This window comes from Nocardioides panaciterrulae (assembly GCF_013409645.1).
GTDB classification, from domain to species: Bacteria; Actinomycetota; Actinomycetes; order Propionibacteriales; family Nocardioidaceae; genus Nocardioides; species Nocardioides panaciterrulae.
Genome location: NZ_JACCBG010000001.1, coordinates 3,868,445 through 3,892,402 on the forward strand (window position 1 = coordinate 3,868,445; position 23,958 = coordinate 3,892,402).

The 23,958-nt window shown below is 73.7% G+C and carries 19 protein-coding genes and 1 tRNA gene; 10 read left to right on the forward strand and 10 right to left on the reverse strand.

Translation table 11 applies throughout. The annotated features are described in order from the left end of the window. Nucleotides 1-39: 39 nt before the first annotated feature. The 5 genes from BJZ21_RS18415 to BJZ21_RS18435 all read left to right on the forward strand — a co-directional run bounded on the left by BJZ21_RS18415 (nt 40) and on the right by BJZ21_RS18435 (nt 4,758). Nucleotides 40-522: a cation:proton antiporter regulatory subunit gene (locus BJZ21_RS18415; protein ID WP_179665090.1), complete on the forward strand. Its 483-nt coding sequence runs from the start codon at nt 40-42 to the stop codon at nt 520-522. Between the two features lie 4 nt (nt 523-526). Beyond that, entirely contained in the window at nt 527-1,810 is a 1,284-nt protein-coding gene (locus tag BJZ21_RS18420; RefSeq protein ID WP_343052218.1) for a cation:proton antiporter, read from the forward strand. A gap of 75 nt (nt 1,811-1,885) precedes the next feature. Next, nucleotides 1,886-2,353, forward strand: coding sequence for a PTS sugar transporter subunit IIA (locus tag BJZ21_RS18425; RefSeq protein ID WP_179665091.1), 468 nt, complete (start codon nt 1,886-1,888; stop codon nt 2,351-2,353). A gap of 117 nt (nt 2,354-2,470) precedes the next feature. After that, a complete protein-coding gene (locus tag BJZ21_RS18430; protein ID WP_179665092.1) occupies nt 2,471-4,270 on the forward strand; it encodes an MFS transporter in 1,800 nt (599 codons plus the stop codon). After that, nucleotides 4,267-4,758, forward strand: coding sequence for a MarR family winged helix-turn-helix transcriptional regulator (locus tag BJZ21_RS18435; RefSeq protein WP_179665093.1), 492 nt, complete (start codon nt 4,267-4,269; stop codon nt 4,756-4,758). The genes BJZ21_RS18430 and BJZ21_RS18435 overlap by 4 nt, the downstream gene beginning before the upstream one ends. 5 nt (nt 4,759-4,763) lie before the next feature. Here BJZ21_RS18435 and BJZ21_RS18440 read toward each other — a convergent pair whose 3' ends face one another. Further along, nucleotides 4,764-6,146 carry an NAD(P)/FAD-dependent oxidoreductase gene (locus BJZ21_RS18440; protein WP_343052219.1) on the reverse strand — a complete coding sequence of 461 codons (1,383 nt, stop codon included), beginning with the start codon at nt 6,144-6,146 and terminating at the stop codon, nt 4,764-4,766. 250 nt (nt 6,147-6,396) lie between these two features. Between BJZ21_RS18440 and BJZ21_RS18445 the strand changes: the two genes are divergently transcribed. After that, nucleotides 6,397-7,191, forward strand: a complete 795-nt coding sequence (locus BJZ21_RS18445; RefSeq protein ID WP_179665094.1) for a DUF2785 domain-containing protein — start codon at nt 6,397-6,399, stop codon at nt 7,189-7,191. A gap of 19 nt (nt 7,192-7,210) precedes the next feature. Here the strand turns inward: BJZ21_RS18445 and BJZ21_RS18450 are convergent, their stop codons facing one another. Then, nucleotides 7,211-7,693: a hypothetical protein gene (locus tag BJZ21_RS18450; protein WP_179665095.1), complete on the reverse strand. Its 483-nt coding sequence runs from the start codon at nt 7,691-7,693 to the stop codon at nt 7,211-7,213. A 342-nt stretch (nt 7,694-8,035) separates the two neighbouring features. Here BJZ21_RS18450 and BJZ21_RS18455 point away from each other — a divergent pair, with 342 nt between their 5' ends. Continuing rightward, nucleotides 8,036-8,230 carry a hypothetical protein gene (locus BJZ21_RS18455; RefSeq protein WP_179665096.1) on the forward strand — a complete coding sequence of 65 codons (195 nt, stop codon included), beginning with the start codon at nt 8,036-8,038 and terminating at the stop codon, nt 8,228-8,230. Between the two features lie 294 nt (nt 8,231-8,524). On the opposite strand, the gene BJZ21_RS18460 is transcribed toward BJZ21_RS18455, so the two are convergent. The 5 genes from BJZ21_RS18460 to topA form a co-directional block, all read right to left on the reverse strand. Then, nucleotides 8,525-8,600, reverse strand: a tRNA-Thr gene (locus tag BJZ21_RS18460). Between the two features lie 166 nt (nt 8,601-8,766). Continuing rightward, nucleotides 8,767-10,323, reverse strand: a complete 1,557-nt coding sequence (locus tag BJZ21_RS18465) for an alpha/beta hydrolase (protein ID WP_179665097.1) — start codon at nt 10,321-10,323, stop codon at nt 8,767-8,769. Beyond that, nucleotides 10,320-11,507: a DNA polymerase III subunit delta' gene (locus BJZ21_RS18470; RefSeq protein WP_179665098.1), complete on the reverse strand. Its 1,188-nt coding sequence runs from the start codon at nt 11,505-11,507 to the stop codon at nt 10,320-10,322. Before BJZ21_RS18470 ends, BJZ21_RS18465 begins: the two co-directional genes overlap by 4 nt. Beyond that, complete coding sequence (gene tmk, locus BJZ21_RS18475) at nt 11,504-12,166, reverse strand: dTMP kinase (protein ID WP_179665099.1); 663 nt, start codon at nt 12,164-12,166, stop codon at nt 11,504-11,506. Before tmk ends, BJZ21_RS18470 begins: the two co-directional genes overlap by 4 nt. Before the next feature lie 106 nt (nt 12,167-12,272). Continuing rightward, entirely contained in the window at nt 12,273-14,987 is a 2,715-nt protein-coding gene (gene topA, locus BJZ21_RS18480; RefSeq protein ID WP_179665100.1) for a type I DNA topoisomerase, read from the reverse strand. 266 nt (nt 14,988-15,253) lie between these two features. On the opposite strand from topA, the gene BJZ21_RS18485 reads away from it, so the two are divergent. Next, on the forward strand, nt 15,254-16,069 hold the full coding sequence (locus BJZ21_RS18485; RefSeq protein WP_179665101.1) for a hypothetical protein: 816 nt from the start codon (nt 15,254-15,256) through the stop codon (nt 16,067-16,069). A gap of 17 nt (nt 16,070-16,086) precedes the next feature. On the opposite strand, the gene BJZ21_RS18490 is transcribed toward BJZ21_RS18485, so the two are convergent. Then, complete coding sequence (locus tag BJZ21_RS18490; RefSeq protein WP_179665102.1) at nt 16,087-17,577, reverse strand: DUF7059 domain-containing protein; 1,491 nt, start codon at nt 17,575-17,577, stop codon at nt 16,087-16,089. Nucleotides 17,578-17,615: 38 nt separating this feature from the next. Between BJZ21_RS18490 and BJZ21_RS18495 the strand changes: the two genes are divergently transcribed. After that, a complete protein-coding gene (locus tag BJZ21_RS18495) occupies nt 17,616-18,302 on the forward strand; it encodes a hypothetical protein (RefSeq protein WP_179665103.1) in 687 nt (228 codons plus the stop codon). Nucleotides 18,303-18,376: 74 nt separating this feature from the next. Here BJZ21_RS18495 and BJZ21_RS18500 read toward each other — a convergent pair whose 3' ends face one another. Further along, nucleotides 18,377-20,845, reverse strand: coding sequence for a sodium-translocating pyrophosphatase (locus BJZ21_RS18500; RefSeq protein WP_179665104.1), 2,469 nt, complete (start codon nt 20,843-20,845; stop codon nt 18,377-18,379). Nucleotides 20,846-21,089: 244 nt separating this feature from the next. Continuing rightward, nucleotides 21,090-21,428 (reverse strand): anti-sigma factor antagonist, encoded by a 339-nt coding sequence (locus BJZ21_RS18505; protein ID WP_179665105.1) that lies wholly within the window; start codon nt 21,426-21,428, stop codon nt 21,090-21,092. Nucleotides 21,429-21,596: 168 nt separating this feature from the next. Here BJZ21_RS18505 and BJZ21_RS18510 point away from each other — a divergent pair, with 168 nt between their 5' ends. Next, nucleotides 21,597-23,936: a DEAD/DEAH box helicase gene (locus tag BJZ21_RS18510; RefSeq protein WP_425490528.1), complete on the forward strand. Its 2,340-nt coding sequence runs from the start codon at nt 21,597-21,599 to the stop codon at nt 23,934-23,936. Nucleotides 23,937-23,958 lie beyond the last annotated feature (22 nt).

The following is a 23,958-nucleotide window of genomic DNA, read 5'->3' on the forward strand; positions in this document are numbered from 1 at the left end:
GGTGGACCCGCCGAGCCGAGCCGACGAGGAGTGGGGCGCATGGACCTGGAGGAGACGCGGTTGCCCGGGATCGGGCTGCGCCATGACTTCGTGACGGCGCAGGGGCGGCGCGTGGGCGTGGTCTCCCAACGCTCGGGCGCCCGGGAGCTGGTCATCTACGACCCGCTGGACCCCGACGCCTGCCAGGCCGTCATCACGCTGACCGGCCAGGAGGGCGAGGTGCTCGCCGAGCTGCTCGGCGCCCCCAGAGTGGTCGAGCGGCTGGCCCGGCTGCGCGAGCAGATCGAGGGCATCTCCACCGAAGGGCTGCTGGTCGCCGAGGACTCGCCGTTCGCCGGCCGCTCGCTGGGCGACGCCGCGATCCGGACCCGCACCGGCGCCTCGGTCGTCGCGGTCTTCCGCGGCGGCGAACTGATCGCCTCGCCGCGCCCGGACTTCGTCTTCCAGGCAGGGGACCGGGTGGTCGTGGTCGGCACCGAGGACGGCGTCCACGCCGTCGCCGGCCTGCTCGCCGACGGCTGAGCTCGTGCACGTGCACGTGGCGACGTTCTTCGTCGAGCTCGGTGCCGTCCTGTTCGGACTCGGGATGCTCGGCCGGCTCGCCGGCCGCCTCGGGCTCTCCCCCATCCCGCTCTACCTGCTCGCCGGGCTGGCCTTCGGGTCGGGCGGGCTGCTGCCCCTGGGCGCGCCGGAGGGGTTCCTGACCACGGGGTCGCAGGTGGGCGTGATCCTGCTGCTGCTCCTGCTCGGCCTGGAGTACTCGGCCGAGGAGCTGGTCGGCAACCTGCGGCAGCAGGCCCCCGCGGGCCTGCTCGACCTGCTGCTGAACGGCACTCCGGGGCTGGTGTTCGCGCTGCTGATGGGGTGGCCGCCGGTGGCGGCGCTCGCGATGTTCGGCATCACCGCGATCAGCTCCTCGGGGATCATCTCCAAGGTGCTCACCGACCTCGGCCGGCTGGGCAACCGGGAGACCCCGACGGTGCTGAGCGTGCTGGTGATCGAGGACCTCGCGATGGCGGTCTACCTGCCGGTGCTGACCTCGGTGATCGCCGCGTCCGGGGCGTGGGTGGCGACCCGCTCGGTGCTGATCGCGCTGGCCGTGCTCGGCGTGGTGCTGCTGGTCGCGCTGCGGTGGGGGCAGCAGGTCACCCGCGTGGTCTCGGGCGGCAGCGACGAGGTGGTGCTGCTGCGGGTGCTCGGCGTCGCGCTGCTGGTCGCCGGCGCCGCCGAGGCCGTGCACGTCTCCGCCGCGGTGGGCTCGTTCCTGCTCGGCATCGCCCTCTCCGGCGAGCTCGCCCACCGGGTCCAGGGCCTGCTCGGGCCGCTGCGCGACCTGTTCGCCGCGGTGTTCTTCGTGTTCTTCGGGCTCTCCACCGATCCCGGCCAGCTGCCCTCGGCGCTGCTGCTCGCGCTGGGCCTCGCGGTGGTCGGGGTGGCCACCAAGGTCGCCACCGGCTGGGTGGCCGCCCGGCGCGCCGGCGTCGGCCCGGGTGGCCGGCTGCGAGCGGGCGCCGCGCTGGTGGCGCGCGGGGAGTTCTCGATCATCATCGTGGGCCTGCTCACCGGCCCGGTGCACGACCTGATCGCCCCCACGGTCGCCGCCTACGTGCTGCTGATGGCCGTCGTCGGCCCGCTCGCCCCCCGCCTGGCCGACCCGCTGGCGCGCCGGCTCGTCGTGCGCGCCCAGGCCCGCGCGGCGTCCTCCGCCCCCGGCTCCGCCTCCGCCCCGGCCTCGACCCCGGCGTCCACCGCTGCGTCGTCCCCGGGCGTCCACCCCGACGTCATCCGAACCGGTCGCCAGGACCGATGACGCCGGCCGCCCGGCCCCGCGGCCGAGGTGCGGACCGGTGCGCGTGGATCGGCCCGCGGTGGGGACAATGACGTCATGACGTCCTCCCCCGCCCCCTTCACCACCGCCGACCTCGTCACCCTCGACCACCCGGGCGGCCAGGACGCGCGCGATGTGGTCGCCTCCCTCGCCGCCCGACTCACCGACGCCGGCCGGGTGAGCGACGCGGAGGCGTTCGTCGAGGCGGTGATGGTGCGCGAGGCCCTCGAGTCCACCGTGCTGCCCGGCGGCCTGGCCCTCCCCCACGCCCGCAGCGCGGCGGTCGACACCCTCTCGGTCGCGGTGGCCCGGCTGGCGGCACCGGTGTCCTTCCACGACGACAAGCCGGACGTCGACGTCGTGCTGCTGATCGCGGCCCCCGAGGAGGATCCCTCGTCCTACCTCGCCCTGCTCGCCAAGATCGCCGGCGCCTGCGTGCGGACGAGCTTCCGGACGGAGCTGCGCGGCGCCGGCAGCGCCGACGAGGCCGCCGGCCTGGTCACCGGCGCCATCGGCCGGATCTGACCCCGGCGGCCGTCGTACCGGACCTCGACGACGGCCGGCCCCATCCCCCGGAGATATGGCCGGAGATATGGTTAGCCGACGCGAACTAATCGGTGCACCCCGGGAGGCACGGACCAGATGGCAGGCACGGCGGTCCAGGACCGACGCAGGGCGGCGCGGGCGAAGGCGGAGCGCGACCTGCGCAGCCCGCACTACAAGTGGGTCGCGCTGTCCAACACCACCCTCGGGGTGCTGCTGGCCACGATCAACCAGTCGATCCTGCTGATCGCGCTGCCCGACATCTTCCGCGGCGTGGGCGTCGACCCGCTCTCGCCCGGCAACACCGGCCTGCTGCTGTGGCTGATCATGGGCTACATGGTCGTCACCGCCGTGCTGGTGGTGGGGCTCGGTCGGCTCGGCGACATGTACGGCCGGGTCCGGATGTACAACGCCGGGTTCGCGATCTTCACCGCGTTCTCGATCCTGCTCGCGGTCACCTGGATGCACGGCACCGCCGGGGTGCTCTGGCTGATCGTGATGCGGGTCTTCCAGGGCGTCGGCGGCGCGATGCTGATGGCGAACTCGGCCGCGATCATCACCGACGCGTTCCCGTCCGACCAGCGCGGCCTGGGCCTGGGCCTGAACCAGGTCGCCGGCATCGCGGGCTCGTTCATCGGGCTGGTCGTCGGCGGCCTGCTCGCCCCGATCGAGTGGCACCTCGTCTTCGTGGTCTCGGTCCCGATCGGGGTGTTCGCCACCGTGTGGGCCTACCTGAAGCTGCACGACACCGGCACCCGGCACCACGCCCGGATGGACTGGTGGGGCAACGCCACCTTCGCGCTCGGCCTGGTCGCGGTGCTGGCCGGGATCACCTACGGCATCCAGCCCTACGGCAGCCACGACATGGGCTGGACCGACCCGTGGGTGCTGGCCGCGCTGATCGGCGGCGCGGTGGTGCTGGCCGGCTTCTGCGTGATCGAGACCAAGGTGCCGGACCCGATGTTCCACATCGACCTGTTCCGGATCCGCGCCTTCACCTTCGGCAACCTCGCCAGCCTGCTCGGCTCGCTGGGCCGCGGCGGGCTGATGTTCATCCTGATCATCTGGCTGCAGGGCATCTGGCTGCCCCAGCACGGCTACAGCTTCGAGGAGACCCCGCTGTGGGCGGGCATCTACATGCTGCCGCTGACCGTCGGGTTCCTGGTCGCCGGCCCGGTCTCCGGGTGGCTCTCCGACCGGTTCGGCGCCCGGCTGTTCGCCACCGGCGGCATGGTGGTCGCCGCGCTGAGCTTCGTGTGGCTGCTGCTGCTCCCGGTCGACTTCGCCTACGGTCAGTTCGCGGCCGCGCTGCTGCTCAACGGCCTGGGCATGGGGCTGTTCGCCTCGCCCAACCGCGCCGGCATCATGAACAGCCTGCCCGCCACCCAGCGCGGCGTCGGCGCCGGCATGACGGCCACCTTCCAGAACGCCGCGATGGTGCTGTCCATCGGCATCTTCTTCTCGCTGATGGTCACCGGGCTGGCCGCGACGCTGCCGCAGACGCTCACCCAGGGACTGACCGCCCAGGGCGTCTCCTCGGCCCAGGCCGCCCAGGTGGCGCAGCTGCCGCCGGTGAGCGTGCTGTTCGCCTCGCTGCTCGGCTACAACCCGGTGCAGACCCTGCTGGGCGGGCACGCCCTGGCTCAGCTGCCGGCCGCCCACCAGCACTACCTCACCGGGCGGAGCTTCTTCCCGCAGATGATCTCCGGCCCGTTCTCCGACGGGCTCGGCGTCGCCTTCGGCTTCGCCATCGCGGCCTGCCTGATCGCCGCGGTGGCCTCCGCACTGCGCGGCGGGAAGTACGTCCACGTCGACGAGCCGACCGATCCCACGGACACCGCCGACCCCGCCGAGACCCGCGCCGCCGCAGCCGCGCCGACCGGGGGGTCCCCCGCATGAGCACGCCCACTCCCTCCCCGGCCAGCGCCCAGGTGGCCGGCCTGGCCGGCGAGCTCCGGGTGGCGGTGAACCGGCTCGCCTATGCGCTGCGCCGGCCGGGCGACACGCTCGACCTGACCCCCTCGCGCTACACCGCGCTGGCGACGCTGGCGAAGCGCGGCGCGCTCCGCGCCGGCGACCTCGCCGAGGCGATGGGCATCGCCCGCCCCACGATGTCCCGCCTCGCCGACGCCCTCGTCGAGAGCGGTTGGGTGACCCGCGCTCCGGACCCCGAGGACGGGCGCGCGTCGCTGCTGACGCTGAGCGACGCCGGCCGGGAGCTGCTCGAGCGGCTGCGCCGGGAGGCCACGGCCGACCTGCACGCCGACATCGCCGCGCTCTCCGAGGCGGAGCGCGACGCGCTCGCCACCGCCCTGCCGGCGCTCACCACCCTCGCCGAGCGGCAGCTCGGCCGCGCCCGCACGGGGCCCGCGGGCGGTCCCGCGTGACCACCTCAGGAGTCGAAGCCGAGGCCCCACCGGTCCAGCAGCCGTAGCCAGGCGTTGCGGCGTCCGGTGCGGTCCTCCCGGGCCAGCGACCACGTGGTCGCGCGGACGCCCAGCCAGGCCAGCGGCTCGGGCGGGAACGGCACCGGCCTGCGCCGGACCATCTCCAGCCGGGTCCGCTCGGTCTCGCGCCCGGAGAGCAGGTCCAGCATCACCTCGGCGGCGAAGCGGGAGGCGCCGACCCCCAGCCCGGTGAAGCCGAGGGCGTAAGCCGTCCGGCCGCCGTGCGCGCGCCCGTAGAAGGCGCAGAAGCGGGTGGAGGTGTCGATGACCCCGGACCAGCGGTGCGTGAACCCGATCCCGTCGAGCTGGGGGAAGGTGCGGCCGAAGTTGCGCGCCAGGGTCTCGAACGTCGCCCGCCGGTCGTCGTGCTGGGACCGGATCGACCGGCCGTAGTGGTAGACCGCGTCGTAGCCGCCCCACAGGATCCGCCGGTCCGGCGTGACCCGGTAGTAGTGGAACCGGTTGCCGGAGTCGGCCACGCCGATGGCCGGGTCCCACCCCAGGCTCGCGAGCTGTGCGTCGGTGAGGGGCTCGGTGGCCAGCACGTAGTCGTACACCGGCACCACCGACCACCGGGTGCGGCGCAGGGGGCCCGGGAAGACGTTGGTGGCCAGCACGACGTTGCGCGCGCGGACGGTGCCGGTCGACGTGGCCGCCTCGACGCGACCGCGCCGTCGGCGCAGCGCGGTCAGGCGGGTGTGCTCGGCGATCCGGACACCCTGCCGCTCCGCGGCGTCGGCCAGCCCCCAGGCCAACCGCGCGGGGTCGAGGACGGCGCACTCGTCGGGGCTCAACCGTCCGGCGAGGTACGACGGGGAGTCGAGGACCCGTCGTACGGCCGCGGCGTCGAGGAAGCCCGGCCGGTCGGGCTCGAGGGCCTCGACCTCGTGCGGCCGGGTCGCGACCTGCAGCGCACCGCCGCGCCGCAGCCCGCAGTCGATCCCGTAGCGCGCGACGGTCTCCTCGATCTCGTCGAGGTTGCGCAGCCCGAGCGCGTGGAGGGTGTCGTACTCCCCGGGCCAGCGGGCCCGACCGTTCGCCTCGCCGTGGGTCAGGCTGGCCTCGCAGAACCCGCCGTTGCGGCCGGTGGCGTGCTCGCCGATGCGGTCGGCCTCGACCAGCACGACCCGGCGTCCGGGGTCCCGCTCGACCGCCCGGAGCGCCGCCCACAGCCCGGTGAAGCCGCCGCCGACCACCAGCAGGTCGGTCTCGACGTCACCGGGCAGGCCAGGCCGCGGCTGCGGGCGTGCGGGGCTGTCCAGCCACAGCGGCCGCAGCACCGACCCCTCGAGCGCGGAGACCGGCCAGGAGCGCTCGGGCACCGGCACGTCGTCCCTCCTCCTCGTCGCTCGCGCGGCCGCTCGCCGCGCGTCGTGGCGTGACCACGTGAGGGCATCATGCCGCGGACCTTGCTCGCGGGAGAAGCAGCATCACGGAAGCCTGTCCTCGCGCGGAGGCCCAACCATCCTCAGTGACGCTCAGGAGGCGGTACGGCGCGAGCTCGTCCACCGCGACGCCGGCCAGGACCGGCAGGAAAAGCGGGCGCGCGGACCGCCCGGCCGTGGCTAGCCTGCCGCGATGACCGACTGGCAGACGATCCGCAGCAACGACTTCCGCGTCCCCGAGGGCGGCGACGTCCCCCGGCTCGTGGCCGAGCTCGTCGACATGCTCGCCTCACCCGACCCGGAGACGCGCGACGAGCTCGGGTACTCGGCGCTCGCGACCTGGATCCACGAGGGCGTGGTGCCCGACGACCAGCTGCGCCCGTTGGGCGACCTGATGGTGCAGCGCTTCGGGTCCGACCAGGTGCAGGTCCGCACCTTCGCCCCGCTGGTCCTCGACGTCATGGTCGCCACCCGGGGGGTGTGCGAGCCGGCGTGGGTCGACGCCTTCGAGCGCTGGTACGCCGCCGAGAGCGACCTGCGCGGCCACGACCCACAGCTGGGCTGGCTGCACGCGGTGGCCCACGGCGCGGACCTGCTCGGCGAGCTCGGCTTGCGCCCGGACGTCCCGGCGCGGCGGATGCTCGACCTCGCGGCGACGCGGATGCTGGCCGGGACGCCCGTGGTCTGGCAGGCCCAGGAGGACGACCGGCTGGCGTACGCCGTGGGGCGCGTGCTGACCCGCGCCGACCTGTCACGGACCGATGCCGTGGGCTGGCTGGACCCGGTCGCCGACGTGCTCGCCGAGGGTCGCCCCGGACCGGTCCCCGCGCAGGTCTCCAACACACTCCGGACCCTCCGGATGCTCTACCTGGTCGTCGACCGGGGCGTCCGCATCGGCCCCGACGACGTCCGGCCGGCGCCCGAGCGCGACGCCGTCCTGGCCCGGATCGCCGAGGTCCTGCACCCAGCCAGTCCCTGGGCCTGGTGACCCAGCGGCCGACGCGGCGTCAGTCGACGATCGTCTCGTACGCCGCCGGGCAGCCGGACCGCCGGCCGGCCTCACCGGCGAGGTGGTCGGCGAACTCGGCGGTGAGGAAGCGCAGCTCGAAGTGCCGGTCGCCGCGTGACCATGCGGTCGCCTCCGGCCGGAACTCGCGCCGGTCCGAGACCGGTGTGTCGCCCGGGTCGCGGGACCACCCAGCTTCCTCGAGCGTCTTGCCGAACCACGCAAGGACCCGGCCCCGCGGGTCGGCCGCGCAGGCGTCCACCTTGATCTGGGCCGGGTTCTTCGCCATCGCGTTGGCCGAGGCCTCAACCTCTAGCCGGCGGTACTCCGTGGCGCCGGGATAGGACGCTCGGGCACCGGGGGTGCGGCGGAGGTCGGCGAGCCCGGGCTGTCCGCCCGTCCCCTGGCAGCCCACGACTGCGAAGGCCGCCAGCACGACCAGCCCGGCAAGGCGGCACGGCGTCCCACGGCGGGGCAGCGTCATGCCCGGCACCGTACTGTCCGGCGCTGCGCCCGGCACGGAGAACTCGCGAATGTGAAGGCGCCGGACGGAGCGCCGTCTCAGCCCCCGCTGACCGACTGAGCACACGTGCGTACCTTCGCCTCGCTCGGCCTCGTCGCCATGGTCGCCGTGGCGCGGACCGGTGCCCGCGAGGTCTCCCACACTCTGCGGCCGCTCCGAATGATCTACCTCGTGGTCGACCGCGGCGTTAGGATCAGTCCCGGCAACGTCCGGCCGGTGCCCGAGCGCGAAGCGGTCCCGGACCGGCTCGCTGAGTTCTGCGCCCGGCCCGCAGCTGGGCCTGGTGACGGTTGGGGGTGTCATATGGCGAGGCGGTCCCGCGCGAGCTGGCTCTCGCTGGCGCTGTGGTGCGTGCTCTACCTGGTCGTCAGCTTTGTCCTGCGGCCGGCTTGGCTGCTGGACCTCGCCCTGCTCGTGGTCTGGGCGATGGGCGCGACGCTGCTGTGGAACCTGGACGTCCTCCGCGCCGACGGGCAGGAGCGCCGACACGAGCAGTGATCGGGCACTACCCAGCCACCTGCGCGGTCACCTCGTCGCGACCAGCGACCAGCGGTGGATTCGCGCCGAACGACGGCCCGAAGGGTTCCGCCTCACCTATTCATAACTTTCGTTCATAACGAACGGGTGCCTCAAGCCGTGTTCGTCGACTCCCGCTGTCGAGCGTCCTCGCGAGCCGATGAGCCATTCACTCGGTGAGCTGCTTCGGCCGAAAGGAAGGCCGCAGGAGTGAACTTGGTCGCGCCCTCCGATTCCGGCCAACCCTGTTCGCCAGGTCAGCACCGGTATGGGCCTTGGAGCCGCCTGTCGGAATCGAACCGACGACCTATTCATTACGAGTGAATCGCTCTACCGACTGAGCTAAGGCGGCGTGCTGCCCGGGCGCCGGTCCGAGGACCAGCTCCGGGCAACCCGGGGAAGTATACGGACGAGTCCACCCGGTCGCGAAACCGGCGTCCGGCACCCTGATTCCGTGTGGTGGGGCGGCGGTCGAGCCGCCCGCGCCCGCCCGGTCCGGCGGGCTGCTGGGGCAAGCCTCAGCAGGCCAGGCCGTCCCGCGGGACGGTGCCGTCGACCAGGTAGGCGTGCACGGCGTCGTCGACGCAGCTGTTGCCGGCGTTGTAGCCGGTGTGCCCGTCGCCGTCCCGGGTGACCAGCACGCCGGAGTCGAGCTGGGCGGCCAGGTGCCTGGCCCACGACAGCGGCGTGGCCGGGTCGCGGGTGGTTCCGATCACGACGATCGGCGCAGCGCCCGCGCCGTGGATCGTCAGCGGCTTCTCGGTGGACCGCGCCTGCTGGCCGCTGCAGGAGGTCAGCCCCCAGGCGAAGTCGTCGCCGAAGGTCGGCGAGGCGCGCTCGAAGGCCGGCTCCACGGCGGGCACCTTCGACGCGGGAAGCGACCACGGGTCGTCGAGGCAGTTGATGGCGTAGTTGGCCTCGGTGCTGTTGTCGGTGTAGCCCGAGGTGCCGCGCGAGGTGTAGAGGTCCGAGAGCTGCAGCAGCGTCGACCCGTCACCGGCGAAGCCCTGCTTGAGCGCGGCGGAGAGGATGTACCAGTAGTCGCGGTTGTAGAGCGGGGCCACGATGCCGTAGACCGCGTTGCCCACCGTCAGCGGCCGGCCGAGGCCGGTGGGCAGCGGATTCGCGTCCGTGCGCGCCAGGAAGTCCTGGATCCGGCGCACGCCCTCGTCGACGGTGGCGCCGAGGAAGCAGCTGTCGGTCTCGTCGACGCAGTTCTGGACGTAGGCGCGGAGCGCGGTCTCGAAGCCCCGGGCCTGCTGCAGCGACAGCCGGCGGCTGCCGATCGAGAGGTCGACCGCCCCGTCGAGCACCATCCGCCCGACCTGGTGCGGGAACAGCTCGGCGTAGGTCGCGCCCAGCTTGGTGCCGTAGGAGGCGCCGAAGTAGGTGAGCGTCGACTCCCCCAGCGCCGCCCGCAGCACATCCAGGTCGCGCGCCGCCTCGGCGGTCGAGACGTGCGCGGCGAGCGCCCCCGAGCGCTGCACGCAGCCGCTGCCGAGCCTCTGCTCCCAGCCGAGGTACGCCGCCCGCTCGGCCGGCGTGTCCGGGGTCGGGTCGGCGGACACGTAGGCGTCGAGCTCCGCGTCGCTGAGGCAGTCCACCGGGTCGCTGGCCCCCGTGCCGCGCGGGTCGAAGCCGACCACGTCGTAGCTGCGCACCAGCGGCGGCAGGAAGACCCGGGCCGCCTGCGCGGCGTAGTCGGTGCCGGGTGCGCCCGGGCCACCCGGGTTGACCACCAGCGAGCCGAGCCGGTGGGCGGGGTCGGCGGCGGGCACCTTGAGCAGCGCGAGCCGGATCGTGGCCCCGCCGGGGTGGCGGTAGTCGAGCGGGACGGTCAGCCGCGCGCACAGGAACTGCTTGCGACAGCTCGTCCAGCTCAGCCGCTGGCGGTAGAAGCGGGCCAGTCCCGGCACCGGCGCGCGGGTGGCCCCGGGCTCCGGCGTCGTGCTGGGCGCCGAGAGTGGCGAGGAGGGCCGGTCGTCCGCACGACCCGCGTCGTAGGCCACCACCGCGGCGCTGACCAGCCCACCCACCAGGAGCAGCGCGAGCAGCGCCCCGAGCAGGCGTCTCAACGCACGCTGCTGTCCGGCGCGCGCAGCGCCACCATCATCGACTCCAGCGCCAGCGCGACCGGCACGTTGAACTCCAGCATCTGCTCACGGGCCTCGAAGATCCAGCTGATCCGCTGCAGGTTCAGCTCGGGCGAGGCGTCGCGGACGACGCGTTCGACGTCGCCCCGGATCTCCTCGTTGACCAGCCGGCCCGGCGCGCCGGCGGACAGCGCGATCGCGTCGCGGTAGACCGAGACCAGGTCCATCAGGGCGCGGTCGACCACGTCGAGGTGGCGCCGCTTGGCCCGGGTCTTCTGGTCCTTCTCCATCTCGCGGAGCGCCGGCGCGTACTCCCGGGGGCGGCGGCCGCGGTCGACCACGCCGTACGCCGTGTCGAGCCCGGCCTTCTCCCGGGCGTCGAGCTCGCCGGTGATCAGGTCGGCCTCCTCCTTGGTGACCTCGGCCAGGTTGGCGGCGGCGGTCATGCAGGCCCCCAGCGACGTCAGCCGGGCCGGCAGCGAGACCACCTCGTGGCGCCGGTTGCGGGTGGCCTCGTCGCGGGCCAGCGCCCGGGCCCGGCCGATGTGGCCCTGGCTGGCGCGGGCGGCGTACGACGCCAGCGCGTCGGGCACCCCGTCGACCCGGGTGAGGAACGCGGCGACGTCGTCGGCGGTCGGTGTGGTGAGCGTGACCAGCCGGCAGCGCGAGCGGATCGTGGGCAGCACGTCGTCGACGGTGGGTGCGCACAGCATCCACACCGTGCGCTCGGCCGGCTCCTCGATGGCCTTGAGCAGCGCGTTGCAGGCCTGCTCGGTCAGCCGGTCGGCGTCCTCGACCACGAGGATCTGCCAGCGGCGGCCGACCGGGGCCAGGGCCGAGCGGCGGACCAGCTCACGGATCTCCTTCACGCCCAGCGACAGCTTCTCGGTGCGCACCACCTGCACGTCGGCGTGCGAGCCGGCCATCACCGTGTGGCACTCGTGGCACTGCCCGCAACCGGCCCCCTCGCTGCCGGTGTGGTCGCACTGCAGCGCGGCCGCGAAGGCCACCGCGGCGTTGGAGCGTCCCGAGCCGGGCGGGCCGGTGAACAGCCACGAGTGGCTCATCCCGTGCCCACCGGCGGCGGTGCGGAGCGCCTCGATCGCCCTGGCCTGCCCGACCAGCCTGCTCCAGACCGTCCCGAGGGCCGTCGGCGTCGCCGTCACGGCGCCACCACCGGCGTCCTGGTCGCCTGCGCCAGCAGCGGCGCGAGCCGCTCACGGACCTCGGTGGCGATCTCCGCGACCGGCCGCCGGGCGTCCAGCACCAGGTAGTGGTCGGGATCGGCGGCCGCCATCCGCAGGAACGCCTCGCGCACCCGCTCGTGGAACTCCACCGACTCCCCCTCGATCCGGTCGCGTCCCTCGAAGCGGCCCAGGCCGTGCACCGGCTCCAGGTCCAGCACCACGGTCAGGTGGGGGCGCAGGTCGTGGGTCGCCCACCGGGCCACCTGCTCGACCTCCTCGACCGGCAGCGTGCGGCCGGCGCCCTGGTAGGCCAGCGTCGAGTCGACGTACCGATCGGTGACGACGACCTCGCCGCGGTCCAGCGCCGGCTGCACGACGGTGTCGACGTGCTCGGCCTTGTCGGCGGCGTAGAGCAGCACCTCGGTGCGGTCGGACAGCTCCCCGGTCTCGGGGCTGAGCACGATCCGGCGCAGGTCCCGGCCCACAGGGGTGTCCCCCGGCTCGAAGGTGAGGCGTACGGCGTAGCCCGCGGCCACCAGGTGGTCGCGCAGCAGCCGGGACTGCGTCGACTTGCCGGAGCCCTCGCCGCCCTCGAAGCAGACGAAGACCCCGGTGGGTGCGTGGACGCCGGTGCTCACGGCGTACACCCTAGGCGGCGGGGCCGACGGCGTGGCCGCCCCGGTCCACAGCGGCCCGGCCGGGGCCGAGCCCGCGCGCGGTGTCCGCCGCAGCGCACGGGCCGGCTCACGACTTCTTGGCCGCGGCCTTCTTCGTCGTCTTCTTCGCGGCCGACTTCTTCGTCGTCTTCTTCGCCGCGGTCTTCTTCGCGCCCTTCTTGGCCGCCTTCTTGGCCGGGCCCTTGGCCCGACGCTCGGCGAGCAGCTCGGCGGCCCGCTCGATCGTGACCGACTCCACCGAGTCCTCCTTGCGGAGGGTGGCGTTGTACTCCCCGTCGGTGACGTACTCCCCGAAGCGACCGGCCTTCACGACCACCGGCTGCCCGGAGACCGGGTCGTTGCCGAGCTCCTTGAGCGGGGCGGCGGCGGCCGCCCGGCCGCGCTGCTTGGGCTGGGCGTAGATCTTCAGCGCCTCGTCGAGGGTGATCGAGAGCAGCTGGTCCTCGGAGGCCAGCGAGCGGGAGTCGCTGCCCTTCTTCAGGTACGGCCCGTAGCGGCCGTTCTGGGCGGTGATCTCTTCGCCGTCCTCGGCCGCGCCGACGACCCGCGGCAGCGAGAGCAGCTTGACCGCGTCGTCGAGGGTGACGGTGTCCAGCGACATCGACTTGAACAGCGAGCCGGTGCGCGGCTTGGCATTCTTGGGGGCGTCCTCGGGCAGCACTTCGGTGACGTACGGCCCGAACCGGCCGTTCTTGGCCACGACCTCCAGCCCGGTCTCGGGGTGGCTGCCGAGGGCGATCTCCTCGCCCGCCGGGTTCGCCAGCAGCTCCTTGGCCTTGGCCACGGTCAGCTCGTCGGGCGGCAGGTCGTCGGGCACGTTCGCGCGCCGGGCGAACGCCGTGCCGTCGTCGTCGGGCCCCTCTAGGTACGGCCCGTAGCGGCCCACCCGCAGGTGGATGCCGGACTCGGCGTCCCCGACCGGGAAGGTCGCCAGCTCGCGGGCGTCGATCTCGCCGAGCTCGTCGACGAGCTTCTTGAGCCCCTCGACGTCGCCGGAGCCGAAGTAGAACTCCGCGAGCTCGGTGTTGCGCTCCTTGCGCCCGGCCGCGATCTCGTCGAGCACGTCCTCCATCTGCGCGGTGAACTCGTAGGAGATCTGGCGCGGGAAGTGCTCCTCCAGCAGCCGGATCACCGAGAACGCCAGCCACGCCGGCACCAGCGCGGTGCCCTTCTTGTAGACGTAGCCGCGGTTGAGGATCGTCCCGATGATCGAGGCGTACGTCGAGGGCCGGCCGATCTCCCGCTCCTCGAGCTCCCTGATCAGCGTGGCCTCGGTGTAGCGCGCCGGCGGCTTGGTCTCGTGGCCCGAGGCGGTCACCGAGGCGGCCGAGACCGCGTCGCCCTCCTCCAGGGCCGGGAGCCGGGTCTCCGCGTCGTCCTTCGCGGTCGACGCGTCGTCGGTGCCCTCGACGTAGGCCTTCAAGAACCCGTGGAAGGTGATCACCCGGCCGCTCGCGGAGAAGACCACGTCCTCGCCCGGCCCGCCCGCCGGGGTCTGCGCCCGGCCGCCGAGGCGGATGGTCACGGACTGGCCGACCGCGTCCTTCATCTGCGAGGCGACGGTGCGCATCCAGATCAGCTCGTAGAGCCGGAACTGCTCCCCGGTCAGACCGGTCTGCGCCGGCGTGCGGAAGGTGTCGCCGGCGGGGCGGATCGCCTCGTGCGCCTCCTGGGCGTTCTTCACCTTCGAGGCGTAGACGCGCGGCGCGTCCGGCACGTACTCCGCGCCGTACAGCTCGCGCACCTGCGCCCGGGCCGCGCCGACCGCGGCGTCGGAGAGCGTCGTGGAGTCGGTTCGCATGTAGGTGATGAAGCCGTTCTCGTACAACCGCTGCGCCACCGACATCGTCACCGAGGCGCTCATGCCGAGCTTGCGGCTGGCCTCCTGCTGCAGCGTGGTGGTGCGGAACGGCGCGTACGGCGAGCGCCGATAGGGCTTGGCCTCGACCGAGCGGACCTCGTAGGTGGTGTCCTCGAGCCCGGCGGCGAGCGCCTCGGCGCGACTGCGGTCGAGGTGGACCACCTTGCCGGCGGCGGAGGACTTCAGCAGCCCGTCGGGGCCGAAGTCCGAGCCCCGCGCGACCCGGGCGCCGTCGACGCTGTGGATCCGGGCGGGGAACATCCGCTGCTCGTGCTTGCTGCCGGCGTCGAAGGTGCCCTCGAGGTCCCAGTACGACGCGAGGCGGAACCGCATCCGCTCGCGCTCGCGGTCGACGACCAGCCGGGTGGCGACCGACTGCACGCGGCCGGCGGAGAGCCCGGACATGACCTTCTTCCACAGCACCGGGCTGACCTCGTAGCCGTAGAGCCGGTCGAGGATCCGGCGGGCCTCCTGCGCCTCGACCAGGTCCATGTCGAGCTCGCGAGGGTTCGCCGCGGCCGCCTGGATCGCCGGCTTGGTGATCTCGTGGAAGACCATCCGCTTGACCGGGATGCCCTTGGGCTTGAGCTCGTCGAGCAGGTGCCAGGCGATCGCCTCGCCCTCGCGGTCCTCGTCGGTGGCGAGGTAGAGCTCGTCGGCGTCCTTGAGCAGGGACTTGAGCTTGGAGATGTGCGCCCGCTTGTCGCGGGGAACCACGTAGTAGGGCTCGAAGCCGTGGTCCACGTCGACGGCGAGCCGGCCCCACGGCTTGTCCTTGATCTTGGCCGGGGTGTCCGCCGCGCTCTGCGGGAGGTCGCGGATGTGGCCGATGGAGGACTCGACGACGTACCCCTGCCCGAGGTACCCGCCGATCGTGCGGGCCTTCGCCGGGGACTCGACGATCACCAACTTGTGTGCCACGTGTGCTTCCTTCTCCTGCTCGCTGCTGCGCTGCGGACCCGGTCGTCCGGGCCCACGGCCGATCACGGTAGCGCGTCCCACCGTGCAGCCATTCCCGACACTGCCCCACAGACGGTCGTCGTGAGCGTCACCGGTGCCGGTCGCCGGTGCCGGTCACCGGGCGCCCCGGCCCCTGCCGATGGGCTGTGGATGACGCCGGCGCGAGACCGGCCAGTCGTGCCAGCGTAGGGGCCGCACCCCCACCGGACCCACGCGGAGGACCTGACATGTACGACGAGACCTACGCCGGCGACTACCCGTGGTGGCGCCACGACCCGGCGTACGAGGTCGGGGCGCTCACCGACCGGACCGTGCTGGACCGCCTCACGCACCTGGTGCTGGTGGACGGCCGGCTCGTGGACGTCTGGACCGAACCCGTCCGGGGCACCCGCTGGCAGCCGCACGCCGACCGGTTCGACGCCGAGCGGCGGCCGCCTGCTCCGCCACCGACCCCGCGCTGGCAACGCGCGCTGGACTGGCTCGCCGGCGTGTGCGGCGGCCCGGCCGCGGTCCGGGCCCTGGACGCCGAGCCGCTGAGCGACGACGGCTGGGCGCCCCCGCCGGACCTCGAGCCCGGGGATCACGGCCGGCTCGAGGCGGCCCACGACCTGCTCGCCGCGGTGGCCGAACGCTGGTTCTCGCCCGAGGACCTGGTCGCGTTCCGGCGGGCGCTGCTGCGGCTGTGGCAGGAGGACCCCGACACGGTCAGGCACGCGCCGACCGCGGCCCACCTCGCGGGCGGCATCTGCTGGGCGGTCGGCAAGGCCAACGGCTGCTTCCACCCCCAGGGTGGGCTGCGGATCGGCCTGCTGAAGGACGCCCTGGACCTCCACCCCTCGCCCTCGACCTACGGCGCCGTGGTGCGGCGGGCGCTGGTCGGCTACCGCTCCTGCGGCGAGGACCAGCGCTCGCGCCCCGACGGCGCCCCCACGCTGCTGCCGTTGGGCAGGGCCGACCTGCTCACGTCGACCACCCGCGCGCAGCTGGTCGCGGTCCGGCGCCGGGCGGAGGCGGCCCGCGACGCCGAGGCCCGGGCCGCCTGAGCCCGGTCAGCCCCCGGTCAGCCCCGGGACAGCCCCTCAAGGAAGCCCTCGAGGACCAGCTCGCGCACGGCCGGGAGGTAGGCCTCCCGGGTCGCCGCCGGGTCCCGGTCGAGCAGCTGGGCGACCGCGTCGAGGATCTGACCGACGCTCAGCTCGCCGTCGCAGGCGCCGACCAGGGCCGCCTCCACGGTGTCGACCCGGCGCGCCCGGCGCAGCCCCCGCTGCTGGCGCAGCACGACCACCTCCGGGTCCTCGGCCCCGGGAGCCCCGAGCGTCTCCTGCTGCACGTCGGGACGCACCACCAGCCGCGCGCCGGTGTGCACCTCGACGTCCGAGGCGGCCGCCCACGACCGCAGCGCCGGCGCGATCGGCTGCTCGACGTCGTAGGGCCACTCGAGGAGCTCGCGCACCGGCGCGCCGGCGGCCGAGCCGGCCCGGCGACGCAGGTTGATCCAGCCGAAGCCGATGCCCTCGACCCCCTGCTCCTCGAACCACGACAGCCAGGTGTCGTAGCGGGCCGGGTAGTCGGCGGCGCCGTGCAGCCCGGCGTCCTTGAGCCACAGCTCGACGTACGCCGCGGGGTCCAGCACCTCGCGCTGCACCACCCAGGCGTCCGCGTCCGCGTCCACCCACGAGGCCAGCCGGTCGTCCCAGGGCCGGTCCCGGCTGATCACCCAGTTCGCGAGCACCTGCGCCCACCCGCCCTCGACCAGGTGCCGCGGGGCGGTGCGCACGATGTCCTCGACCACCCGGTCGCCGGGCAGCCCGGAGTCGCGGTAGACCAGCCGCTCGCCGGTGGCCGGCGAGATCACGAACGGCGGGTTGGTGGCGATCAGGTCGTACTCCTCGCCGCGCACCGGCTCGAAGAACGACCCGTCGCGGACCTCCACCCGGTCGGCCACCTCGTTGAGCGCCGTGTTGAAGCGGGCGGTCCACAGGGCGCGCGGGTTCACGTCGGTGGCGACGACCCGGCGGCTGTGCCGGGCCAGGTGCAGGGCCTGCACGCCGCAGCCGGTGCCGAGGTCGAGCGAGCGCCCGACGGGCTCCCGCAGCGTGAGCTGGGCCAACGAGGTCGACGCCGAGCTGATCCCGAGCACGTGGTCGGCGCCGACCCGCGCCGGCAGGCCGTCCAGGCCGGGGGTCAGGTCGCTGACCACCCACAGGTCCCGGTCCCCGCCCTCCTCGCCCGTGGCGTAGGGCCGCACGTCCATCCGGGCGGCGACCTCGCCGACGCCCTGCTCGAGCAGGCCCTCGACGGCCATCCGGTCGACGAGCCCGGGCAGCGCCGCTTCCGCGGCCGCGAGCGGCACCGGTGCCTGCAGCAGGAAGAGCCGCACCAGCGTCTCGAGCGGGGAGCCGCCCGTGGTGGCGCGCAGGCCGGGGGTCGTCTCGTTGCGGGCCAGGGCGTGGTGGGCCAGCGGCCCGAGGGTCTCGGCCACCGCGTCGTAGGTGAACCCGGCCGCGGTGAGGGCGAACCGCAGCCGCTGGGGGAGGTCGCTGTCGGTCATTGTGCCGACCCTAGAGGAGGACGGTGCTTCAATCAGCCATGACCTCACCCGTCACACCTCGCCCGAGCGCCGCGACCCCCGGCGCCGCGCTGGTCGTCCTGGTCGCGCTGGTCACGGTGGCCGCGGTGCTCGCGGTGACCGGCCGCCCGGCGGCCGCGACCCGCGCCGACGCCCACGCCGACACCCCCGCGTCGGCCCCGGTCCGGGCCCGGATCGTCTTCGCCAAGGACGCCCACCATCCGTTCCGGAGCCGGGTCGAGTGGCGAGCGTGGCGGCAGGGCCCCGGCGGCCGGTGGCGGCTCGTCGACCACGCCGCCTGGCGAGCCGGCTCGGGGTTCGGGGGGCCGGCGACGACCGACGAGTGCGTGCACGACCAGGGCTGGCTGCCCGACGGGCACTACTCCTTCGTCCAGTACGACGACTACCGCGGCAACCTGATCAAGGGCCGGGTGTTCTTCCTGGGGAACAAGGCCTGCCGCAACGGCACCGTGCGCACCGACCTGTTCATCCACACCGAGACCGGTGCCCACAACCGGCCCTGCGCCGACCGGCGGGGCGACCAGGTGTGCCGGTGGGAGTACCCGCGCATCAACGACTACCGCTCGCACGGCTGCGTGAAGATGGCGCCGCAGGACCTGCTCGCGCTGACCCGGCACTACCACCGCTGGTTCCGGCCGGGCGTGCGCTACCCGACGGCGCGGGTCCAGGTGGTCGTGCGCGGCTGACCCCGTGGACGACGACGGCCCGCCCGAGGAGGTCCTCGGACGGGCCGTCGCAGCGGGGCCCGGGTCGGCGCGTCTCAGTGCGCCGGGGGCTCGAACCGCTGGGTCGGTGCCGGGTCGGTGCTCGGCGGGCCAGCGGCAGGCGGCCGGGGCGGCGGCGGGGTGTCGGGCACGTACGCCCGCGGCCGGGTGAGGGCCGCCTCGTGGTCGGCCGCACCGGTCACGGGCGTCGCCGGGGGCGGCGGCCCGCCGTCGTCGGCCCCGCCGATGGCCACCTCCCGCTGCTTGGACACGTAGACCGCGACCGCGATGATCACGACGGCGATGACCGCGATGACGATCCGCAGCGCGTCGTTCTGGTCCTTGCCGACGCCCATGGAGACCACCGCGCTGGCGATCAGCAGCGAGACCAGGTTCATCACCTTGATCAGCGGGTTGATGGCCGGCCCGGCGGTGTCCTTGAAAGGGTCGCCGACGGTGTCGCCGATGACCGTGGCGGCGTGCGCGTCCGAGCCCTTGCCGCCGTGGTGGCCGTCCTCGACCAGCTTCTTGGCGTTGTCCCAGGCGCCACCGGAGTTGGCCAGGAAGACCGCCATCAGGGTGCCGGTGCCGATCGCCCCGGCGAGGAAGCCGGCCAGTGACGTGACGCCGAGGCCGAAGCCGACCGCCACCGGGGCGAGGACGGCCAGGATGCCCGGCGTGACCAGCTCGCGCAGTGAGTCCTTGGTGACGATGTCGACGACCTTGCCGTACTCCGGACGACCGGTGCCCTCCATGATCCCCGGGATCTCGCGGAACTGGCGGCGCACCTCGAACACCACGGCACCGGCCGCCCGCCCGACCGCGTTGATCGCCAGCCCGGAGAACATGAAGACCACGGCCGCGCCCAGCAGCACGCCGACCAGGACGGCCGGGTTGAACACGAAGAAGTCCGAGACGTTGAACTCCTGGCTCGTCGGCCGGGCCTTGGCGAGCGCCTCGAACGCCGAGGTGGAGTAGGAGCCGAAGAGCGCGGTGGCCGCGAGCACGGCCGTCGCGATCGCGATGCCCTTGGTGATCGCCTTGGTGGTGTTGCCGACCGCGTCGAGCTCGGTGAGGATCTGCGCACCCTCGGCGTGCACGTCGCCGGACATCTCGGCGATGCCCTGGGCGTTGTCGGAGACCGGGCCGAAGGTGTCCATCGCGACGATGACCCCGACCGTGGTCAGCAGTCCGCAGCCGGCGAGGGAGACCGCGAACAGCGAGACGGTCAGCGAGACGCCGCCGAGCAGGAAGGCACCGAACACGGCCGCGGCGATGACCAGGGTCGTGTAGACCGCGGACTCGAAGCCGACCGACAGGCCGGACAGGATGACCGTGGCGGCGCCGGTCAGCGACGTCTTGCCCACGTCCTTGACCGGACGGTGCTCGGTGCCGGTGAAGTAGCCGGTCAGGGCGAGGATGCCGGCCGACATGACGATGCCGATCACGACGGCGATCGAGGCGATGAGTGCCGGGTTGCCGTTCGGCTGGCCACCGAAGAGCTGGTCCAGGGTGTTCCGGCCGACTCCGGAGAGCGCGGTGAACGAGGTCGGCAGGTAGACGAAGGACAGCACGACCGAGGCGACCGCGGCGATCGCGGCCGAGATGTAGAAGGCCCGGTTGATCGTCTTCAGGCCGTTCTCCCCGGCACGCGGCTTGCACAGGTAGACGCCGGCGACCGCGGTCAGCGCACCGATCGCCGGGATCAGCAGCGGGAAGACCAGGCCCTTGTCCCCGAAGGCCTGCGACCCGAGGATCAGCGCGGCGACCAGGGTGACGGCGTACGACTCGAACAGGTCGGCGGCCATGCCGGCGCAGTCGCCGACGTTGTCACCGACGTTGTCGGCGATGGTCGCGGCGTTGCGCGGGTCGTCCTCGGGGATGTTCTGCTCGACCTTGCCCACCAGGTCGGCGCCCACGTCGGCGGCCTTGGTGAAGATGCCGCCGCCGACCCGCATGAACATCGCGAGCAGCGCGGCGCCGAAACCGAACCCCTCCAGCACCTTGGGCGCCTGGTCCTGGAAGAGCAGCACGACGATGCTGGCCCCGAGCAGCCCGAGGCCGACGGTGAGCATGCCGACCATGGCCCCGGTGCGGAAGCCGATGTGCATGGCCGGGTCACGGCCGGTCTCGTTGGCCGCCGCGGCGACCCGCAGGTTGGCGCGGACCGCCAGCGACATGCCGAGGTAGCCGACCGCGCCGGAGAAGCCGGCGCCGACCAGGAAGAAGACCGACCGGAAGATCCGGACCGTCATGTCGTCGGCGGGGAGCGCGAGCAGGGCGAAGAACGCGACGCCGGCGAAGACCGCGAGCGTCCGGAACTGTCGCGTCAGGTACGCGTTGGCACCCTCCTGCACCGCCTGGGCGATGTTCCTCATGTTGTCGGTGCCTTCACCGGCGGCCAGGACCTCTTGACGGAACATCGCCGCCATCGCGAGCGCGCCGAGCGCGATCAGTGCGACGACGATGACCAGCACGAGGTTGCCACCGGAGAGGTCCACGACGAAGGGTTGGATCCCCGCCATGTGTTCCTCCTGCGAGCTCAGGGAGTGATACAGATCACGAACTTGCGGGGAGTCTACGCACGAATGGCCGTAGGACAGCACGAAGTTGTGACCCGGCCCACACGGCGCGTCGCGGGTGCCGGCTCACAGAGGGCCGCGGCGGGCCCGGAAATGCGCGAACCCGCCGCACGGGGCGGCGGGTTCGTCGGGTCGCCGGACTCCGGCGTACGTCGGGGCGCGGGTCGGCTACCGGGTCAGTTGCGGGTCAGTTGCCGGCGAGCGCGGCGTCGGCCGACTCGTGGATCACGAAGACCTTGGCCAGGCCGGTGATCCGGAAGATCTTCAGCAGCCGGTCCTGGTTGCACACCAGCTGCAGCGAGCCGTCGTGGGCACGGACCTTCTTCAGGCCGCCCACGAGCACGCCGAGGCCGGTCGAGTCGAGGAACTCGACGTCCTCCATGTCGATGACGAGGTCATAGACGCCGGCGGCGACGAGCTCGGTGATCTTGTCCCGGAGCTTGGGCGCCGTGTAGACGTCGATCTCGCCCCCGACGGCAACGATGGTCTTCCCATCGATCTCGCGCGTCGCAAGAGTCAGGTCCACGTCATTCTCCCAAACAGCACTGGTAGTCGGCGCCGAGCCTAGCGGGCGGGCAAGCGCGCAGGTCGACCGACCTCAATGAAACCACGCGGAGTGCCGGAGCGCACAAGATGCCGGGACCTTTGTCGACGCGCGCCGCCCGGTGTCGGGGCCCTTTGCGACACTGACGAGGTGGACGGTGGGGTGCAGGCGGCGGTGCGGACCGGCCCGCGCAGCATGGGCGAGCTGGTCGGGCGACTCGCCGCCGTGCCCGGCCGCGAGGGCCGGCTCACCCACCTCGAGCTGCTGCCCCGGCGCGAGGCGCGGCACCTGCCGTGGCCGGACTGGGCCGCGCCGGAGGTGGTCACGGCGTTCGAGCGACGCGGCGTCCGCCAGCCGTGGCACCACCAGGTGCTCGCGGCCGAGGCGGCCCACGCCGGCCAGCACGTCGTCCTGGCCACCGGGACCGCCTCCGGCAAGTCGCTGGCCTACCAGTTGCCGGCCCTGACCGCGCTCCGGGAGGCGCGGGGCGACCGGGGGCGGCGCGGCGCGACCGTGCTCTACCTGGCGCCCACCAAGGCCCTCGCCCAGGACCAGCTCGCCGGGCTGCAGGCCCTCGACCTCGACGTCCGGGTCACCACCCACGACGGCGACAGCTCCCGCGAGCAGCGCGACTGGGCGCGCGACCACGCGGAGTACGTCCTCTCCAACCCCGACATGCTGCACCGCTCGCTGCTGCCCGGTCACGCCCGCTGGGCCCGGTTCCTGGGCTCGCTGGCCTACGTCGTGGTCGACGAGTGCCACCACTACCGCGGCGTGTTCGGGGCGCACGTGGCCCACGTGCTGCGCCGGCTGCGGCGGATCTGCGCGGCGTACGGCGCGCACCCGACCTTCGTGCTCGCCTCCGCCACGGTCGCCGAGCCCGAGGTGGCCGCCCGACGGCTGATCGGCGACGACGTGCTGGCGGTGACCGGCGACGGCTCGCCGCGGGGCGAGGTGGCCCTGGCGATGTGGGAACCCCCGCTCGGCCCGGGTCACGGCGAGAACGGCGCCCCGGTGCGCCGGGCCGCCTCCTCGGAGACCGCCGACCTGCTCGCCGACCTCGTCGCCGAGGGGGTCCGCACCCTGGCCTTCGTCCGCTCCCGTCGGGGCGCCGAGCAGGTGGCGATGACCACCGCGGCCCTGCTCGCCGAGGTCGACCCGGCGCTGCCGGCCCCGGTCGCGTCGTACCGCGGCGGCTACCTGCCCGAGGAGCGCCGAGCCATCGAGCAGGCCCTGCGCTCGGGTGAGCTCAGCGGCCTCGCCGCCACCAACGCGCTCGAGCTCGGCATCGACATCAGCGGCCTCGACGCGGTGCTGATGGCCGGCTTCCCCGGCACCCGGGCGGCGCTGTGGCAGCAGCTGGGCCGGGCCGGGCGGGGCGCCGGCGACGCGCTCGGCGTGCTGGTGGCGCGGGACGACCCACTGGACACCTACCTGGTCACCCACCCCGAGGCGATCGTCGACCAGCCGGTCGAGGCGACGGTCTTCGACCCCTCGAACCCCTACGTCCTCGGCCCGCACCTGTGCGCGGCGGCGCAGGAGCGTCCGCTCACCGAGGCCGACCTCGCGCTGTTCGGCCCCACCGCCCGCGAGGTGGTCGACGCGCTCACCGAGGGCGGGCTGCTGCGGCGGCGACCGCGCGGGTGGTTCTGGACCGACCGCCGACGGGCCGCCGACCTGGCCGACATCCGGTCCACCGGCGGGTCCCCGGTGCAGCTGGTGGAGGCCGGCACCGGCCGGGTGGTCGGCACCGTCGACGCCGGCAGCGCCCACGGCACCGCCCACGCCGGCGCGGTCTACGTGCACCGGGGCGAGAGCTGGCTGGTGAGCGCGCTCGACCTCGACGAGCACGTCGCCGTGATCGAGCGGGCCGAGCCGGACTACTCCACCTCGGCCCGCGAGGTCACCGACATCTCGATCGTGCAGGAGCGCGAGCACCGCGACTGGGCGGGCTGCCGGCTCTCGTTCGGCGAGGTCGACGTGACCCACCAGGTGGTCTCCTTCCTCAAGCGCCGCCAGCCCGGCGGCGACGTGCTGGGCGAGGAGCCGCTCGACCTGCCGCCGCGGTCGCTGCGCACCAGCGCGGTGTGGTGGACGGTCCCCGAGGACGTGCTGGCCGAGGCCGGGCTGGCCGAGCGCGACCTCCCCGGCGCCGCGCACGCCGCCGAGCACTGCTCGATCGGGCTGCTGCCGCTCTTCGCGACCTGCGACCGCTGGGACATCGGCGGGGTCTCCACGGCCGTGCACCCCGACACCGGCCGGCTGACCGTCTTCGTCTACGACGGGCACCCGGGCGGCGCGGGGTTCGCCGAGCGCGGCTTCCACGCCGCCCGGGCCTGGCTGGCCGCCACCCGCGACACGATCCGGGCCTGCGCGTGCCTGGAGGGGTGTCCCTCGTGCATCCAGTCGCCCAAGTGCGGCAACCAGAACAACCCGCTCGACAAGGACGGCGCGGTCCGGCTGCTCGACGTGCTGCTCGGCGACGGCTGACGACTCGCCACCCCCACCACCG

What these genes read in the sequence shown, in the direction of transcription:
- BJZ21_RS18455 (WP_179665096.1), top strand. Translation starts at nt 8,036, where the DNA reads ATGGCGAGGCGGTCCCGCGCGAGCTGGCTCTCGCTGGCGCTGTGGTGC.
- BJZ21_RS18495 (WP_179665103.1), top strand. Translation starts at nt 17,616, where the DNA reads ATGACCTCACCCGTCACACCTCGCCCGAGCGCCGCGACCCCCGGCGCC.
- BJZ21_RS18445 (WP_179665094.1), top strand. Translation starts at nt 6,397, where the DNA reads ATGACCGACTGGCAGACGATCCGCAGCAACGACTTCCGCGTCCCCGAG.
- BJZ21_RS18430 (WP_179665092.1), top strand. Translation starts at nt 2,471, where the DNA reads ATGGCAGGCACGGCGGTCCAGGACCGACGCAGGGCGGCGCGGGCGAAG.
- BJZ21_RS18425 (WP_179665091.1), top strand. Translation starts at nt 1,886, where the DNA reads ATGACGTCCTCCCCCGCCCCCTTCACCACCGCCGACCTCGTCACCCTC.
- BJZ21_RS18490 (WP_179665102.1), bottom strand. Translation starts at nt 17,577, where the DNA reads ATGACCGACAGCGACCTCCCCCAGCGGCTGCGGTTCGCCCTCACCGCG.
- BJZ21_RS18415 (WP_179665090.1), top strand. Translation starts at nt 40, where the DNA reads ATGGACCTGGAGGAGACGCGGTTGCCCGGGATCGGGCTGCGCCATGAC.
- BJZ21_RS18435 (WP_179665093.1), top strand. Translation starts at nt 4,267, where the DNA reads ATGAGCACGCCCACTCCCTCCCCGGCCAGCGCCCAGGTGGCCGGCCTG.
- BJZ21_RS18450 (WP_179665095.1), bottom strand. Translation starts at nt 7,693, where the DNA reads ATGACGCTGCCCCGCCGTGGGACGCCGTGCCGCCTTGCCGGGCTGGTC.
- BJZ21_RS18500 (WP_179665104.1), bottom strand. Translation starts at nt 20,845, where the DNA reads ATGGCGGGGATCCAACCCTTCGTCGTGGACCTCTCCGGTGGCAACCTC.
- BJZ21_RS18485 (WP_179665101.1), top strand. Translation starts at nt 15,254, where the DNA reads ATGTACGACGAGACCTACGCCGGCGACTACCCGTGGTGGCGCCACGAC.